Genomic DNA, 17480 nt, shown 5'->3' on the forward strand with positions numbered 1-17480 from the left:
TACGAGCAACTTATTTCTTAGTAGCAGTCTTAACTATCCAATTATGGCGAAGTTTTAACTTAAATTAAGAATAATGGAACATATCGGATAATTTCGGATATCTTACGCAGATAATGTGATGAATTTGTATTTTATGAAACTGCTTTAATTTTTTTATTAAGTTTCTTTTTCTTAGGCAAGTTATCTTGCTTAACTTGCCTAAGAAAAAGAATGAAACGATTATTAGTGCGACAAAAGGCAAGAATGATATGAAAGCATAGACATTATCTGAGATATTGTATAAACTGTAACGACAATTGCTGTACCAATTGCACCTGCTAATTGGTGAGATGAGAAAGGATAAATGATCACGAGGTGATACTAATAAAAAGATATTTGATTTCATTATGGGTTATCAGTTTGATGCTATTTCTTGCAGCATGTGAAGATTCTCCTGGGCAAGTTTTTGGAGAATATGATACTAGTAAACTCAGCAATGATTTTAATCAAAATAATGAAGCATATTCAATCGGGGCAAATAAAGATGGAATGCCAATATTTAAAGATACAAACAAAGCTTTTGAACAAGCACTTATTGATTACGAAAACGGGTTTATAGCTATTCAGGAAGAATTTAATTTAGATCCAGTGAACAGTGAAAATTGGGAAAGCTATAAAATTTTTGGTTGGCAATTAACAACAGATGTAGAAAGTATTCGAAAACAAGGTAGTGAAATAACTCAATTTTTCGATATATATGAAAATAGTTTTAAGTAAAGTATTAAACTTGTCTTTGGATAGGTTGTTTAAGAACGGTATCTATTTACCCTGTATTGCTATATTACGGAGCAGCTTATATTAAAAACTAAATTAACCCGTTCTAAATTTGAACAGGTTTATGTTTGTTTAAGTTTATTTTGGTGGGTAAGGTAATGATGTATTGATAGCCAAAAAAAGATGTGTGAAAGAAATGATCTGCTTCACACATCTTTTTGGCTTTATGCTGCTATATGTATCTTGCTTACGAACCAGCCTACCTATGAAACCACAAGGACAGTCATTTACCTCGAAGAAAACTTCAAAGTTGTATGGTAGGATTTGTTGAATACTAAATACTTCACACTGAATACTAATTTACCTAAACACTAAACACTGAACACTCATTACTAAACACTAATTTTCATTAGATTTGTAATTGTTTACCTTCTTTGGCAAACCTATTAAGTGTGACTGATTTTAGTGGTTTACAACGATACGCAAGCAAAATTGAAATCAATCAATATCTACTTCAATTAATGTCCTAGCGTTTACCTCATTTAAAGTACCATCAATTTCTGTCATAAACTCAACTAAAAATGAATCTAGTTCATCCATTTTTTCTATAGGAACTAAGTATAACACATCTGCGAGAACTTCTTTTTTTACCTGTTCAGATAAACCTTCTGTTTTCAAATTTTGATTAAACGTATCTACTTCGCGTGTCGCTTTTTTTACAGCATGTTGATAAGCGGTTTTCAAATTAGAAAGATATTGTTGTATGTCATTTTTATAAATTAATGCTTCAGCAATTTTTAAAGTCTTGCCTGCAACGATAATCTCTGTTTCTAAATTAGCTTTGTTAATGGCTAACGTTAGTTTTATATAGTTATCTTTTAAATCATGAAATTGTTGAAATAATGCTTTAACTTTTTCAGTAGCTTCACGATGATTTTTTTTAATATCCGACTTTTCGTTCGATAAGATATGCAACCTTTTATTATTAATGGCACCGTGTTTAGAAATATCTTCTGTAATTTTATCCAATTGCGCTTTTATGGTTTTTTTACGTGTCATAGCACGAGCAATTGTCATTTGCATAAAGAAACACACCTTCCTTTTTAGAGCGAATCAAGTTTAAGTCAAGCATATTGTATTTTAGAACATAATAACATATTTTTTTATAGAAAACCCAGAATAGGGAATTGTTTCTAATTCAAACACAATTCCATATTGGAAGTTTTTCTAGTAAATTTAAATTCGTTTAATCCCATAAAATGGAATTAAACGAAGATGGCAGTTTAGTGGAAGGTAATTTATTTTTCGGAAGGTAATTTATAAGTTTTCAAGTGTGTATGATTTTTCAATATAATTGTAGGCCCTGAAGAAATTTCGTAGGTCATTCTGTCTTTTCCTATTGGAATCCAGTGTCCCCCATCGGTTGGCTCAATTTCAAATGTTAATTCCAATATAAAACCACGGAAACCATTAAGTCTTCTTGTTTCAATCAGTTCAATTTTCCATGGAACGACAGCAGGTGAAAAATCCTTTGTTATCTTCGGATAATAATAGCTATTCAAATCTTTTTCAATATAAGGAGTCAGCATGTTCATAAGCATATCCTGTAGCCTAAGCTCTTCAGAGTCTTGAGTTGGTTTAGCTGATGATACGGTAATTGTTTGAAAAGTAGTAATAAGAACAAGTGATAATATAAAAATGGTTAACATCTTTTTCATTATCTTCAATACACCTCTAGTTAAATAATTAATTGTATTGTTACCTTTAATGAATAAAGTATGTACTAACTAGACGTAATCGAAGGCAATATGAAATTTAGGAGTATGAAATGCGCACTTTTTTGAATAGGATCATATTCTTATTTTGGATAATTATGTTAAAATAAAAGGTAATTCTTGAAATAATGCACTTACAAAAAGGCGGGAGCGAAGCATAAGGGGTGTAATTTAATGAGTAAAATAGCTTTCTCCATATTCATTTCAATTTTCTTGTCTGGATGCATTGGATTTCCTAACGGTACTATAAGTCAACCAGTGGGCAAAGTGATTGTAGATGAGGAACAATATACAATGATGCCGGGTGATTACGAGTGGAAAGAAGACAGCATTGAAATTAGTACAAAAAGTACTCCCAGTATAAATGAATTAGCTGAACTTTTCGAAACACTAGAAGTCAATAAAGGCGATACATTAAAATTAGAAATTGATAAAAATCCTTCTTCCATTTCGATCGCCAAACTAAATGAAGATGGTACAAGTGATATTGTTGAAATGAAAGATAATGAAATAATTATGCCATCAGAAAGTGGATATTATATTTATGAAATTACAACATTATGGACTAATGGAAAACAAATTTTTGTTTTTGATGTTAATGTAGATTAAAAGAAAATGAGCTACAACTAAATTTTAAGTAATTTTTTATACCTATGATTATTTAATGATTTTAAGTTAGGTTCTTTCTTGTTGTAAGTGCAATGCTCCATTTGTTTTTTTAAGGCATTTAACAGTCAACATGAAAAATGGATTTCTTTGTTTAAATTTTAAAAGAAATTGTGAACTTTTCTATTTAAAGTAACGACGCAGTTTAGTTAACAAATAGATTTTAGAATTCCGGTTAGAAAATTTACCTTAAATATAGAACTCCAGTAAATCAAATAAAATAAAGCAGCAAATTAGTTAAAGGGAAAATTCATAACTGACAAACAGGGGGCGTCGTTGCTAAATGAATAAATCAAGTATCGTTATTGGTATATTATCTATTCTTTTTTATCTTCTATTTCTATTTTTATATATTCAAGATATCATCGATGAGTTTCTTTTTTTAATTATATTGTTAATGAGTTTAATTATATTGTTAGTAAGTTTAATTATAATGCTGTTTATATATGTAGTGTTTCGAAAAAAATATGTTGCAAAAAAGAAAATCGCAATTGCAACTCTAATTATCTTTGTACTATTTTGCTATGAAGTCCCATTAATCGGATACTACACATCACCAACACACCTTGCTTACGCTTATTCGGAACCCACTGAGGCATTAAAAGGGACTGGGATCTATTCGATAGGGGTAGATCAATTTTCGTTAAATAATGGGAAAAGTAAACAGGCGGTTGAAGAACTTTTGACTAAACAACATGTAGATGTATTGTCAGTTATTGAAGTTAATAATAAAACGATATATGGTATTAAAAATAGACAAATATTAAAGTGGCTTCATCTTCTAAAAGAACATTCACCAGAAGAGACAAGGGAGAATGTGGCACTATATTTAGGACGTGAAGATGAATGGCTTAAAACTTTCCTTGGTCGTCCAAATATTGAAGGCGATAGTTCCGGGCTTAGTTTAGTATTAACTGGTCTAATCAAACAGGGTGACTTCCAAAATCAAATCCCCATTGCTGTGACAGGTTCAATAAATGAAAATGGTAAGGTTTTTGGAGTTGTGAATATAAAAGAAAAAATACAAATTACTGAAAAAACTGGTATTCCTTTTATGATCATCCCAAGTGAAAATGCTGAAGAAGTAGCAGAAATACAAAAAGAACTAAAGGCAAATGTTGAAATTTTCGACGTGTCACATGTCGATGAAGCTGTTCAATTAATACGAGACTTAAATGAAAAACGTTAAGGTTGTGATTCATAAAGTAATTGTTCTTCAATTACAATGAAAATAAGTTTTTTCAAGAATGAAAAGCGACAACATTTGATGTAGCTTTAGAATAAAGATTAAAAAAATCACTTCAGCCTATATTAAATTTAAGAACTCCATTTTGAAAAAGATAATCAAAATGGAGTTGCTTTTTTTAATTGTTTAATTTAAATGGTAAATTAACTTTAACTTATTAATTAAAGAATACAAACTTTTGATTCTATAGGGGTGGATTTGGATGCCTAAAATTGACAATATACTAGCAATTCTTTGGATGCTTAGCTCAGGTGAAAAAGTTACTGTGAAACAAATTTCAGAAAAGTTAGAGGTTAATATAAGGACTGTTTATCGTTATATTGATACCCTTTCAACAAGTGGTGTACCTATCATTTCAGAGGCAGGACATAAGGGTGGATACACTTTATTGAATAATTATATTGAAGCTCCTCTTTTTTTTGATTTTGAGGAGCAAACTTCATTAATACATGCAGCTGTTTTTGCAGAAGAAGCAGGATATTATGGTGGTGAAGCACTAAATAGGGCTATTTCAAAGCTAAGCAAATATTCAAATCAAGAACAAGAAACAAAGATAAACCAACATATAACCAGTCTTGAAGTAATAAGTGGTTTAGGTTCCCTCTCCGTAGATCCTGTTTTAAAGGAATTGGAGCAGGCTGTATCTGAAGGGTACTCTGCAAAAATTCAATACGATAATAGTGGTAAAGAACAATCAAAGGATAGATTAGTTGATCCATACAAAATTATTTATTGGAATAATAAATGGTATATGATTGGATTTTGTCATCTTAGAAATGATATCCGTAGTTTTAGGTTAGATCGAATTGAAAGTTTAATGCTAACCGAAAATAAGTTTAAACGGCCAGAAACTTTTTTAGCACGTGACTTTTTTATGAGAAACCTCCTTCCAACTATAGAGGGTGCGGAAGAGAGTATTTCTTTAGTTATTAACGGAAATTCAAGAACATTGGGGGATATTTGCCAACATTGGTTTTTAGGACATTATTTACAAGAACGAAATTTAAATCAAGCAGTATTTCTTCTTGAAAGAAATATGATACATACAGTTGTACCGTATTTACTTTTACCATATGGTAAATCCATTCAAGTAATTGAACCCGTTAGTCTTAAGAAAAAGCTGGTTGAAGTGCTGTCGGAATTAATAGAATTTCATAAAATATAAAAACTTCCCTGACGTTAGCTGTCAGGGAAGTTTCAGGTTGTTGACAAAAGACCTTCAGAATGGGCTTATTCTGAAGGTCTTTTGTAATTTTAATAGATTATTGGGTATTTAACCGACTTATTTGGGGTAAAAACACTCTTCGAGTATTATATTTTAGGCCATTTCTGAAGCTTGCCACGTCCAATTAGCAAGCTTTTTTAAATTCATGGCAGCAAAAGTAAGCATCGCCTGCATAGACAATTTTTTAATTCCACGTAGGGTTGTCCATCGCATACCATGCTTTTCTTTTGCATCTGCAAAGACACGTTCAATCGTTTCTTTACGTCTAGCATATATTTGTTTGATATCACTTTGATGACGAAGATGATCCGCTTCCTCTACATGATGTGCCCAAATATGACGTTCAATGATTTTTCTGTGATCCTTACTACTTGTACATTGAGTAAGTAAAGGACAGTTTACACACTGAGTAGGGTTTGATTTATATTGGCGTTTCCCATCTTTAGTCGTTGTCGTATATTTAAGGACTTGCCCTTCCGGGCAAAGATAGCAATCATAATACTCATCATAGACATATTCATGTTTGCGTAAAAATCCATCCTTTGTTTTTGGTCGTGTATAAGGAAGTGCTGGTTGAATATCATGTTCAAATAAGAATTTAGTAATCGCAGGTGTTTTATAAGCAGCATCGGCAGCAACAGCAAGTGGCTTTTTCACTTTTTCCATTACCTTTTCAACAAGTGGTTGAAGCATATGACTATCATGAACATTACCAGGTGTCACAATTGATCCGAGTATAAATCCATAGCGGTCAGCTGCCGCATGAAATGAGTAAGCAAACTGCTTAGTTCGTTCATCTTTTACATAGTAGCCACTTTCAGGGTCTGTCGTACTTTCTTTAATTTCCTTTATCTCTTCTTTTTCAAATTTATCTGGTGGGAATGGTTTCTTCCCATGATCAATCCGATCTTGATTCAATTCTTCTTGAAGTTTAGCTTCATATGCCCGAGTCTCTTTACGTACCATCTTCTTCTCGAATTTACGTTTATTCGCACTCGCTTTAACATGCGTTGAATCGATGAAAACATGGTCAGCACTTAGTAATCCTTTATCAGCAATTTCTTTAAGTATTCGATAGAAAATCTGTTCAAAGATATCTGTGTCTTGAAAACGACGTTCATAGTTTTTACCGAAGGTTGAAAAGTGTGGTACTTCTGAATGGAAGCCAAATCCTAAAAACCATCGATACGCCATATTCGTTTCGATTTCTTTTATTGTTTGACGCATTGAACGGATTCCAAATACATATTGAACAAATGTCATTTTGATTAATACGACTGGGTCAACACTCGGGCGACCTAATTTAGAATACAGCGGTTCTACTAGTGGATAGATGAAAGAAAAATCAATGGCTGATTCAAGCTTTCTAACAAGATGGTCTTTTGGTACAAGTTCTTCAATCGTAATCATCTCAATTTGATCGCGTTCATTTATTTGATTTTTCGACATCATTTCCATTCACCTCAACGTATATTTAGAAGTAGTTGATTGTAGTGTAGGCGGCGACTCCTGCGGGAAAAGCGTGACGGCCGATACCCCGCAGGAGCGTAGCGACGAGGAGGATTGGCCCACGCCCGCGGAAAGCGTCCGCCGAAACGGAAATCAACTAACTTATTCAAAAAGGGTTATTAATTTTATTTTAAAAGAAAAAAGACTGTAGGCAAACTCGAATTTTCGAGTTTGTCTACAGTCTGAAACTTCCCTGACGTTAGCTGTCAGGGAAGTTTTATTATAATAAGCTATATCAATTGTGATTGGAGTGTTATTGGATGCAAACAGAAAAAGCTTATCTTTATGTTTTTAATACAATGTCAGACTGGGAATATGGGTATTTAATTGCTGAACTAAACACAGGAAGGTATTTTAAAAAAGATTTAGCACCATTAAAAGTAGTGACAGTAGGTGTTAATAAAGAAATAATTACGACGATGGGTGGTTTAAGCATAAAACCAGATATGTCCGTTGATGAATGTACTTTTGAAAGTAAAGATCTATTAGTTTTGCCGGGAGGGACTACTTGGGGAGAAGATATTCATCAACCTATCCTGAAAAAAGTTGGCGAAGCTTTAAAGAAAGGCAATATTGTTGCTGCAATTTGTGGTGCAACTGAAGGTCTCGCGAATTTTGGATATTTGGATTCCAGAAAGCATACAAGCAATAACTTAGAGTATTTTAAAATGGCCTGTCCTAATTATAAAGGAGAAAAATTATATGAGAAGGGGCCTGTAGTATCTGATGGAAATTTGGTTACAGCTTCAGGAGTAGCACCTTTGGAATTTGCAATGGAAGTACTGAAAATAATAGATGTCTTTACACCAGATACATTGCATTCATGGTATTACCTAAATAAGACTCATCAACCTGAATACTTCTTCCAGTTAATGAATTCAATAAATGGTTATGAATAATACTTTAGTGATAGCTTATATTCTATTAAAGAGTGTAATTTCAGAATAGAAATTGCGCTTTTTCTTGTATCGGCTATGTAAAGGTAAAGAAGAAGAATCTGTTTAATTGAATTTTTCAAAATGCATTATTCTTATTTACTGTAAATAAGTTAGTTTGATTAACCTTTATTTCAAAGCAATTCTTGTTAAAAAAATGCCACAAACTCAAGAGAGCCGTGGCATTTCATTTCAATTATTTAATTCCTTGAGCTTCTTTCCACTCTAAGAATTCATCATATGTTAATTGTTTATCTAAAATTGAACCGTCTTCTTGAATTTCAATGACACGGTTTGCAATAGTTTGAATAAACTGATGGTCATGTGAAGTGAACAGCATTGCGCCTTTGAAACGAATTAATCCTTCGTTTAGAGCTTGAATTGATTCTAAGTCTAAGTGGTTTGTAGGTTCATCTAATAATAATACGTTTGCATTTGAAAGCATCATTTTAGATAACATACAACGAACTTTTTCTCCTCCTGAAAGTACAGAAGGGGATTTTTTCACTTCTTCACCAGAGAATAGCATACGTCCTAAGAATCCGCGTAGGAAAGACTCAGTTTCATCTTCTGGAGAATATTGACGAAGCCATTCTACTAATGTTTTTTCATTTCCAGTAAAATATTTGTCATGATCATTTTCAAAATAGCTTTGTGATGTTGTAACGCCCCATTTAAATGTACCGCTATCTGGCTCGCGTTGCTCCATTAAAATATCTAGTAAAGCCGTTTTTGCGTGTGGGTTCCCAAGTAAAACAATTTTATCTTCTTTATTCATCATAAAGCGGATATCTTTAAATAACACTTCGCCATCTTGAGAAGCTGATAAGCCATCAACTGTTAATACGTCATTACCGATTTCACGCCCGATTTGGAAATTGATAAATGGATATTTACGGCTAGATGGTTTAATATCATCCAGTTCGATTTTATCAAGCATTTTTTTACGTGAAGTCGCTTGTTTTGACTTAGATGCATTTGCAGAGAAACGAGCAATGAATGCTTGTAATTCTTTAATTTTTTCTTCTTTTTTCGCATTTTGATCTTGCGCCATTTTTAATGCAAGTTGAGAAGACTCGTACCAGAAGTCGTAGTTCCCTACATAAAGTTGGATTTTTCCAAAGTCAAGGTCAGCGATATGCGTACATACTTTGTTTAAGAAGTGACGGTCATGGGATACAACAATAACTGTGTTTTCAAAGTTAATTAAAAACTCTTCTAACCATTGAATTGCTTTTAAGTCTAAATGGTTTGTCGGCTCGTCAAGAAGTAATACATCAGGTTTACCAAATAAAGCTTGAGCAAGTAATACTTTTACTTTATCTGAACCTTCTAAATCTTTCATTAACATATAGTGGAATTCATCACCGATGCCAAGACCATTTAAAAGAGTTGCGGCTTCAGAATCTGCTTCCCAACCATTTAATTCAGCAAATTCACCCTCTAATTCAGCTGCACGCATGCCATCTTCATCTGAAAAATCTTCTTTCATATAGATAGCATCTTTTTCTTGTTTTACTTCATATAAACGTTTATTTCCCATAATTACTGTATCAAGTACCGTAAATTCATCGTACTCGAAATGGTTTTGCTTTAAAACTGATAAACGCTCATCTTTGCCCATTGAAACGTGGCCTTCTTGAGGCTCAATCTCACCAGACAATATTTTTAAAAAAGTAGATTTTCCAGCACCATTTGCCCCGATAAGACCGTAGCAATTGCCAGGTGTGAATTTAATATTTACGTCTTCAAATAGTTTACGATCGCCATAACGAAGACCTACATTACTAACTTGAATCATGTAAGTTCCTCCTTCATATCATTTTTGCTTTTAACGATTGTTTGTAAAAGATATTTCTCTTTTGTACACAATGTTTCTATTATAGCACGTAGTTATAATATTTTAAACAATGAGCAAGGTCTATTTACCTTCTATTTTATTGCTAATTACTGCTTTCGGTAGTAAATCAAAAGTAGGCAAAATTACAGTATTTTTAACATTTTAGCGAAGGAGCATTCGTACATGTATAGATTTAGTGATTTTCCATCAATATCGTTCTATTTAAGGAGAGTAAATGCATATTCTTTTATGAGTTTAATTGTCTATAAAAATAAAGTATAGAAAAATGCAAAATACACAAGTTTGTTAGGATTTTAAATGCTTGTTATTAAAGTTTGTACAAGCATTATTAAAAAGGAATACATACAGGCAGGTAAAATTCAATCAATTAGAGAATGTATTTCTTAAAGTAAAATTTTCTTATCACAAACTAAATACGCAGCTCATTTACAAATTTTCTTATCTAAAAATTTAAAAACCTTCTCCAATGTTTGGGGGAAAAGTGTCGAAAAGATTGAAAACCTCTAAGTGATGAATGTATTCAATTAGTGAACAACAGGAATAAACATATATTTTTATTAAACAAGATTAGGAGGGAAAAAAATGTGTAATAAAAAAGTGTATGTGCTTGATACGGGTACGATGAAGATGGATAAAAACTATATGATTGCTATGCATACTCCTGCAAGTATCGATAATCCAAATCCACCTTCAGAGTTTGTTGAATTTCCAGTTTATGCGGTACTAATTGATCACCCAGATGGCAAAATCTTATTTGATACAGGCTGCAATCCTGAAGGAATGGGTGAAAATGGGCGCTGGCCAGAAGGAGTTCAAAAATTATTCCCTGCCTTTGCTAGTGAGGAATGTTATTTAATTAACCGCTTAGAGCAATTAAAAGTTAGCCCAAAAGATATTAAATATGTTGTGGCGTCTCATCTTCACTTGGATCATGCAGGCTGCTTAGAGCTATTCACAAACGCAGAAATTATCGTACATGATTCAGAACTATCGAACGTAATGAAAACGTTTGCACTGACACGTGACATGGGAGCATATATTTGGGGAGATGTCATGGCTTGGATTAAAAATGAACTTCGCTGGCGTACGATAAAACCTCATGAAAAAGAAGTGAAATTAGTAGACGGAATAAAAATCATTAATTTTGGACCTGGACATGCCTATGGAATGTTAGGACTTCATATTGAGCTGCCTGGTGCAGGAAATTTATTGCTTGCTTCTGATGCGCTTTATACGGCAGAAAGCTTTGGTCCACCTGTAAAACCACCTGGCATTTTATACGATTCTGTTGGTTATAACACAACAGTTGAATATATTCGAAAATATGCAGAGGAGCATAATTCGACAATTTGGTTTGGCCATGATGCAAACCAATTTAAAACATTTATTAAATCTACTGAAGGATATTACGAATAATAGTTTGCAATTGATCCCTAAGGCAGATTTTGTCTTAGGGTGTTTTTCAAACAATAGTAGGAGGTGTTTGTATGCTTCAATACGGTTCTTTTGTCGGAAATGAAGAGCTGAAAAATGGAGAAAGAAAAATAATAGAAGTACTGAATCCGTATGATCACAACAAAATTGGTGAAATACTTAGCGCGACAAAGGAAGAAGTTTCTCTTGCGGTTGAGAATGCTCATGAAGTATTTCAAAACACAATGAAAACAATGCCTGCACATGCCCGAAGCTTAATCTTACGTAAAGCTGCAGTACTTTTAGAGGAAAGACAAGAACAATTTGCACAGCTGCTTGTAAAAGAGGCTGGTAAACCAATCGTCGAAGCACGTGGAGAAGTAGGTAGAGCAATCCAAGTACTGCAGTTTGCTTCTGAAGGTGCCAAAAGTTTAAATGGAGAACAAATTGTACTAGATAATGCCATTGGAGGGGAATCCCAATTAGGCTTAGCAAAAAGAGTACCAATCGGTGTGATTGCAGCGATAACACCATTTAATTTTCCACTAAATCTTGTACTGCATAAAGTAGCGCCTGCTATTGCTGCTGGTAATACGATTGTTTTAAAGCCTGCTGAAAAAACGCCATTTTCTTCAGTTTCATTATATGAACTATTAAAGGAAGCCGGTTTACCGTCTGGTGCTTTAAATATCGTAAACGGTGCTGGTGTTGATTTAGTTGAAACACTTGTGACACATCCGCTTGTTAAAAAGGTAACTTTTACTGGAAGTGGGGCAGTGGGATGGAAAATCCAAGAGATGGCTAAGGGCAAGAAGGTAACGTTAGAGCTAGGTTCGAATGCACCAAATATCATATTCGAAGATGCTAATATCGACAATGCAGTAAATGCAATTTTAATGGGAGGTTATACGTTTGCTGGGCAAGCATGTGTTTCAGCACAACGTATTTACGTCCATCATTCTATTTACGATACATTTTTAGAAAAAATAATTGATAGAGTTTCACAGTTAAAAATCGGAAACCCTATGGAGGAGTCCACACAATTAGGTCCGATGATTACCGAGGATGCAGCCATTCGAGCGGAGCAATGGATTAATGAAGCAGTTCAAGGTGGGGCTATCGTACGAACAGGTGGCAAAAGAAATGGCTCTATTTTAGAACCTACTATTATTGAAAAAGTAACTCGAGAAATGAAAGTTGTTTGCGCGGAAGTATTTGCACCAATTATTGCCGTTATGCCATTTACTAACGAGAAAGAGGTTATTGAGTTGGCAAACGATTCACAATATGGGCTTCAGGCAGGTGTTTTCACAAATGATATTAACCGCGCATTAAAAATTGCAGACCGTTTGGAAATGGGCGGCGTTTGGATTAATGAAGTATCTGTAAAACGTTATGATCACATTCCATATGGGGGAGTAAAACAAAGTGGAATGGGGAAGGAAGGTATACATTATTCCATTCAAGAAATGACAGATATCAAATTTATTGGAATTAAAATTTTACCATAAAGGGGATATGGAAAATGAAAATTCAATCGGCAATTTTACGTTCATCTGGAGTACAGCATCCATATGCAGAAAGTAAGCCAATTCAAATTGAAACGGTGGAACTTGATTCGCCTCAAGCAGGAGAAGTCCTTGTAAAAATAAAAGCGGCAAGTCTTTGCCACTCAGATTTATCCGTTATTAATGGAAGCCGTCCACGTCCACTTCCAATGGCATTGGGTCATGAAGCTTCTGGAGTAGTAGAGCAAGTAGGCGAAGGGGTAACAAATTTTTCACCGGGGGATAAAGTAATTTGTGTGTTTGTTCCTAGCTGCGGACATTGTATTCCTTGCTCAGAAGGACGTCCAGCACTTTGTGAGCCTGGTGCAGAGGCGAATGGAGCAGGTACATTGTTGGGCGGTGGAGTTCGCATTCACTCTGAAACAGAGGATATTGGCCATCATGTTGGCGTTTCTGCTTTTTCAGAATACGTTGTTGTATCAGAAAATTCCCTCGTAAAAGTAGATGAAGATTTACCATTTGAAAAGCTTGCTTTATTTGGCTGTGCGGTTATTACAGGGGTAGGAGCTGTTGTCAATACAGCCAATATTAAACTCGGCAGTACTGTCGCAGTTGTTGGTTTAGGCGGAATTGGATTAAGTGCGCTGCTGGGAGCAATTGCTTCAGGTGCTCGTGAGGTAATAGCCATCGATATTAATGAAAATAAATTAAAGCAAGCAAAAGAATTGGGTGCTACCGCTGTGTTCAACTCTAGAGATACTGATGTTGTTGATCAAGTAAAAGCATATACAAATGGCGGAGTTGATTTTGCATTTGAAACTGCTGGTGTTGTTGCAGCAATGGACGTAGCATATGCAATTACAAAACGTGGAGGTACTACAACAACTACTGGATTACCTCACCCAGAACATAAATTCGCATTTCCATATGTATCATTAACTGCAGAAGAAAAAACGTTAAAGGGCTCATATATCGGCAGTTGTGTTCCGAAACGTGATATCCCTCGTTTTATTCATATGATGAAACAAGGTCGTTTACCAGTTGATAAATTATTATCAAATATTATTTCGCTAGAAGAAATTAATGAAGGTTTCGATTTATTAGCAAAAGGCGACTCTTCACGAATCATAATAAAAATGGACTGAGGTGTTTTAATTGATTAGCAAACAAATAGCACAATACGTAGCAGCACTATCATATGATCAGTTACCTGAAGAAGTTGTAAAGTTTACAAAGCTTTGTATTTTAGATTATTTTTCTTCCCTAATAAAAGGTAGGGATGCCAGACCGGTACAAATAATGAGCGAAGTTGTTCAACAGCTTGGTGGAACCACGCAGGCAACCACGATAACAGGGCTGAAAACAAATGTAGCAAATGCTGCGTTTGTCAACGGTGGTGCTAGTCATGTGATTGAATTAGATGATATTCATAAAGCATCGATTGTCCATGCGGCAACTGTCATTATGCCTGCTGCAATAGCAGTTGCAGAATGGAAACAGCTTTCTGGAAAAGAATTAATTACGGCAATTGTTGCAGGTTATGAAATTGCCTTTCGGGTAGGAGAAACTGTATCTCCATCTCACTACTACTATTTCCATAATACTGCTACGTGTGGAACGTTTGGTGCTACTGTCGCAGTTGCAAAGCTATTAAACTTATCAGAAATTCAGATAATTGAAGCTTTAGGATCTGCTGGAACACAAGCGGCCGGGCTTTGGGAGTTTATCGAAGATGGTGCGATGAGCAAGCAGCTGCATCCTGGAAAAGCAGCAATGCATGGAGTATTAAGCTGTTTTCTAGCAGAAAAAGGATTTACGGGAGCGAAGCAAATTTTTGAAGGGCGTAGAGGATTTTTTGAAGCAATGGCAGATGAATATGACCAAACAAAAATGACGATGGGTTTAGGTGAGCAATATAAAATTATCGAAAACTCATTTAAAGTGCATGCTTCTTGCCGCCATACTCATTCTGTTATGGATCTGCTTGTGAGTTATTATAAAAAAGTAAAAGAGAAAGACATTGCCACAATTGAAAAAATCCAAATTGGAACATATGAAGTTGCTTTAAATATAACGGATGATCCAAATCCCAATACGATTTATGCAGCAAAATTTAGCTTGCAATTTTGTGCAGCCTTAGCACTCCTAACAGGTTCAGGGGGATATAATAGCTTTAATGAAAAAACACTGCAGGATTCTTCTATACGTGAACTCATGAAAAAAATTGAAGTATATGTTCATGAGGAAATTAATGAGGCATACCCGATTGAATGGGGGGCTACAGTTAAAGTTTATTGGAGTAATGGTGAAATAGATGAAATGACAAGTCAATATCCAGTAGGAGATCCTGAAAATCCAGTAAACGAAGAAACATTGCTATTAAAATTCCACGAATTAGCAAGTAATTATAGTGGAAATAAAAGAGATAAAATAATAGAAATAATATTGAATCTTGATGAATATAAATCCAGTGATTTAATGGATGCCATTTCAAGTTAAATAATTAACAATTTTTTTAACCTACTGTCGAATTTTTGGTTCGACAGTAGGTTTTTATAATGAGTAATTATATCTCCGTGTTTGTCTAGCTTCATTCTAGTATAATGGTGATAACAAAAAAACTGAGAGGTACAATATGTTACAACAAGCAAGACAAGTATTAAAACAATATTTTGGCTATGATTCATTTAGAATCGGACAAGAGCAAGTAATACAAAATGTATTAGAGGGGCGTGATACATTATGTGTTATGCCTACTGGTGGTGGGAAATCAGTATGCTATCAAATTCCATCACTATGCTCAGATGGAACTACCATTGTCATATCACCGCTTATTTCTTTAATGAAGGACCAAGTAGACATTTTACGTTCTAATGGGATTCCAGCAGCATTTATTAATAGCTCTTTAACGTACAGTCAAATTGACCAAACAATGGAAGATGTTCGCAATGGATTAACTAAACTACTTTATATTGCACCTGAACGGCTAGAAAACGAATCATTTTGTAAAGAACTTTCCCAATTAAACGTCCCTTTTGTGGCGATAGATGAGGCACATTGTATATCGCAATGGGGACATGATTTTAGACCGAGTTATCGAATCATCTCTAACCTCGTATCCCTATGGAACAAAAAACCAACATTGATTGCATTAACTGCAACCGCTACACCCTCTGTAATCGATGATATTTGTTCATTGTTAGCTATTGATGAAGAGGATGTCTACATAACTGGCTTTTCCCGTGAAAATCTATCATTCAAAGTATTAGTTGGTGTGGATAAGGATAAGTATGTCAAAAAATACATTCAAAGCTATCCAAATGAGACAGGAATTATTTATGCTGCAACGAGAAAATCGGTAGAAAGTGTATATGAAATGTTATTAAAATCAGGGGTTCGGGTTGCAAAATATCATGCGGGTATGACTGAAACAGAGAGAACGAAAGAACAAAATCGTTTTTTAAATGATGAGGTTCAAATAATTGTTGCTACGAATGCATTTGGAATGGGTATAAACAAAACGAATGTTCGCTTCGTGATTCACTATCAAATGCCGAGAAATATGGAAAGCTATTATCAAGAAGCAGGCAGGGCAGGAAGAGATGGCTTACCGAGTGAATGTATTTTGTTGTATAGCTCTGTAGATGAGCAGACCCAACGTTTTTTAATCGATCAATCACTAGACCGTTCTCGGATTCCATTTGAATTAAAAAAATTACAAACAATGGTAGATTATTGTCATACACAACATTGCTTACAAGCATACATTGTTGAATATTTTGGAGAACAAGTATCACAAGAATGTGGGCAATGTGGCAATTGTACTGATGAACGTCCGAAAACAGATGTAACAGAAGAGACTCAAAAGGTTTTATCCTGCGTTGTAAGAATGGGTCAGAAGTTTGGCAAGACAATTACTGCAGATGTATTAGCAGGAGCACGCAATAAAAAGGTTGTAGACTTTAAGCATTTATCAACATATGGCATATTAAAGCCAATGTCTTCAAAGGAAGTTTCAAGATTCATCGAATTTTTAATTGCCGAAAAGCTTTTATCTGTTAAACCAGGTCAATATCCTACGATTTACGTTTCAGAAAAAGGAAAAGAAGTATTAATGGGTGATAGAAAAGTATTAAGACGATTAAGTGAGGAGCCGAAAGTCGTTATAAAAGATGATCCATTATTTGAACATTTGCGTGCCCTTCGAAAACAAATAGCAGATCGAGAGAGCGTACCACCGTTTGTAGTATTTTCCGATAAAACATTAAGAGACATGTGCGAAAAGAAACCGATAGATGAAGAATCATTTTTGGACGTAAGTGGAGTTGGACAAAATAAACTAGAAAGATATGGGGAAGTGTTTATTGAAGCTATAAGAGAATTTGTTTCATAAATTTATATAACGGTTTTAAATTTATGAATGCTAAAAATTAGGATATACAGGGTGGCGATTTATATCGAATGAATCAGTGGATTGTATATTTTATTTGTAATAGTCGTAGCAACTATACCCTAAACGAAGTCGTGATTATTAAATATCGCGGCTTCTTTTTATTTCAATACATATGAAATTTTATATTATAAGAATT

General features: G+C 34.3%; 14 protein-coding genes. 10 read left to right on the forward strand and 4 right to left on the reverse strand.

Annotated features, from left to right (window positions below; all coding sequences use genetic code 11):
- The first annotated feature begins 399 nt into the window (after nt 1-399).
- Complete coding sequence (locus MKY04_RS09915) at nt 400-756, forward strand: hypothetical protein (protein WP_346235786.1); 357 nt, start codon at nt 400-402, stop codon at nt 754-756.
- A gap of 495 nt (nt 757-1251) precedes the next feature.
- Here MKY04_RS09915 and MKY04_RS09920 read toward each other — a convergent pair whose 3' ends face one another.
- Nucleotides 1252-1836: a hypothetical protein gene (locus tag MKY04_RS09920; protein ID WP_126294368.1), complete on the reverse strand. Its 585-nt coding sequence runs from the start codon at nt 1834-1836 to the stop codon at nt 1252-1254.
- A 215-nt stretch (nt 1837-2051) separates the two neighbouring features.
- Complete coding sequence (locus MKY04_RS09925; RefSeq protein ID WP_346235787.1) at nt 2052-2471, reverse strand: DUF3888 domain-containing protein; 420 nt, start codon at nt 2469-2471, stop codon at nt 2052-2054.
- Between the two features lie 231 nt (nt 2472-2702).
- Here MKY04_RS09925 and MKY04_RS09930 point away from each other — a divergent pair, with 231 nt between their 5' ends.
- The 3 genes from MKY04_RS09930 to MKY04_RS09940 all read left to right on the forward strand — a co-directional run bounded on the left by MKY04_RS09930 (nt 2703) and on the right by MKY04_RS09940 (nt 5605).
- Nucleotides 2703-3137, forward strand: a complete 435-nt coding sequence (locus tag MKY04_RS09930; protein WP_346235788.1) for a hypothetical protein — start codon at nt 2703-2705, stop codon at nt 3135-3137.
- A 340-nt stretch (nt 3138-3477) separates the two neighbouring features.
- Nucleotides 3478-4383 (forward strand): S16 family serine protease, encoded by a 906-nt coding sequence (locus MKY04_RS09935; protein WP_346235789.1) that lies wholly within the window; start codon nt 3478-3480, stop codon nt 4381-4383.
- 259 nt (nt 4384-4642) lie between these two features.
- On the forward strand, nt 4643-5605 hold the full coding sequence (locus MKY04_RS09940; RefSeq protein WP_346235790.1) for a YafY family protein: 963 nt from the start codon (nt 4643-4645) through the stop codon (nt 5603-5605).
- A 153-nt stretch (nt 5606-5758) separates the two neighbouring features.
- Here MKY04_RS09940 and MKY04_RS09945 read toward each other — a convergent pair whose 3' ends face one another.
- Nucleotides 5759-7117 (reverse strand): IS1182 family transposase, encoded by a 1359-nt coding sequence (locus tag MKY04_RS09945; RefSeq protein WP_346235877.1) that lies wholly within the window; start codon nt 7115-7117, stop codon nt 5759-5761.
- 317 nt (nt 7118-7434) lie between these two features.
- Between MKY04_RS09945 and MKY04_RS09950 the strand changes: the two genes are divergently transcribed.
- Nucleotides 7435-8073, forward strand: coding sequence for a type 1 glutamine amidotransferase family protein (locus MKY04_RS09950; RefSeq protein WP_346235791.1), 639 nt, complete (start codon nt 7435-7437; stop codon nt 8071-8073).
- A gap of 232 nt (nt 8074-8305) precedes the next feature.
- Here MKY04_RS09950 and MKY04_RS09955 read toward each other — a convergent pair whose 3' ends face one another.
- Nucleotides 8306-9910 (reverse strand): ABC-F family ATP-binding cassette domain-containing protein, encoded by a 1605-nt coding sequence (locus tag MKY04_RS09955; RefSeq protein WP_126294374.1) that lies wholly within the window; start codon nt 9908-9910, stop codon nt 8306-8308.
- A 642-nt stretch (nt 9911-10552) separates the two neighbouring features.
- Between MKY04_RS09955 and ahlS the strand changes: the two genes are divergently transcribed.
- From ahlS to recQ, 5 genes are all read left to right on the forward strand, one after another.
- Nucleotides 10553-11386 (forward strand): AhlS family quorum-quenching N-acyl homoserine lactonase, encoded by an 834-nt coding sequence (gene ahlS, locus MKY04_RS09960; RefSeq protein ID WP_346235792.1) that lies wholly within the window; start codon nt 10553-10555, stop codon nt 11384-11386.
- A gap of 71 nt (nt 11387-11457) precedes the next feature.
- Nucleotides 11458-12894 carry an aldehyde dehydrogenase family protein gene (locus MKY04_RS09965; RefSeq protein ID WP_346235793.1) on the forward strand — a complete coding sequence of 479 codons (1437 nt, stop codon included), beginning with the start codon at nt 11458-11460 and terminating at the stop codon, nt 12892-12894.
- A gap of 14 nt (nt 12895-12908) precedes the next feature.
- Complete coding sequence (locus MKY04_RS09970) at nt 12909-14036, forward strand: zinc-dependent alcohol dehydrogenase family protein (protein WP_126294377.1); 1128 nt, start codon at nt 12909-12911, stop codon at nt 14034-14036.
- Between the two features lie 10 nt (nt 14037-14046).
- Nucleotides 14047-15390, forward strand: coding sequence for an MmgE/PrpD family protein (locus MKY04_RS09975; RefSeq protein ID WP_346235794.1), 1344 nt, complete (start codon nt 14047-14049; stop codon nt 15388-15390).
- 136 nt (nt 15391-15526) lie between these two features.
- Complete coding sequence (recQ, locus tag MKY04_RS09980) at nt 15527-17284, forward strand: DNA helicase RecQ (protein WP_346235795.1); 1758 nt, start codon at nt 15527-15529, stop codon at nt 17282-17284.
- Nucleotides 17285-17480: the final 196 nt, after the last annotated feature.

This window comes from Lysinibacillus telephonicus, assembly GCF_039654155.1.
GTDB classification, from domain to species: domain Bacteria; phylum Bacillota; class Bacilli; order Bacillales_A; family Planococcaceae; genus Ureibacillus; species Ureibacillus telephonicus.

Bases quoted from the DNA above. Each gene is read 5' to 3' on its own strand.
- MKY04_RS09920 (WP_126294368.1), bottom strand. From the start codon at position 1,836: ATGCAAATGACAATTGCTCGTGCTATGACACGTAAAAAAACCATAAAA.
- MKY04_RS09925 (WP_346235787.1), bottom strand. From the start codon at position 2,471: ATGAAAAAGATGTTAACCATTTTTATATTATCACTTGTTCTTATTACT.
- MKY04_RS09930 (WP_346235788.1), top strand. From the start codon at position 2,703: ATGAGTAAAATAGCTTTCTCCATATTCATTTCAATTTTCTTGTCTGGA.
- MKY04_RS09935 (WP_346235789.1), top strand. From the start codon at position 3,478: ATGAATAAATCAAGTATCGTTATTGGTATATTATCTATTCTTTTTTAT.
- MKY04_RS09940 (WP_346235790.1), top strand. From the start codon at position 4,643: ATGCCTAAAATTGACAATATACTAGCAATTCTTTGGATGCTTAGCTCA.
- MKY04_RS09945 (WP_346235877.1), bottom strand. From the start codon at position 7,117: ATGATGTCGAAAAATCAAATAAATGAACGCGATCAAATTGAGATGATT.
- MKY04_RS09950 (WP_346235791.1), top strand. From the start codon at position 7,435: ATGCAAACAGAAAAAGCTTATCTTTATGTTTTTAATACAATGTCAGAC.
- MKY04_RS09955 (WP_126294374.1), bottom strand. From the start codon at position 9,910: ATGATTCAAGTTAGTAATGTAGGTCTTCGTTATGGCGATCGTAAACTA.
- ahlS (WP_346235792.1), top strand. From the start codon at position 10,553: ATGTGTAATAAAAAAGTGTATGTGCTTGATACGGGTACGATGAAGATG.
- MKY04_RS09965 (WP_346235793.1), top strand. From the start codon at position 11,458: ATGCTTCAATACGGTTCTTTTGTCGGAAATGAAGAGCTGAAAAATGGA.
- MKY04_RS09970 (WP_126294377.1), top strand. From the start codon at position 12,909: ATGAAAATTCAATCGGCAATTTTACGTTCATCTGGAGTACAGCATCCA.
- recQ (WP_346235795.1), top strand. From the start codon at position 15,527: ATGTTACAACAAGCAAGACAAGTATTAAAACAATATTTTGGCTATGAT.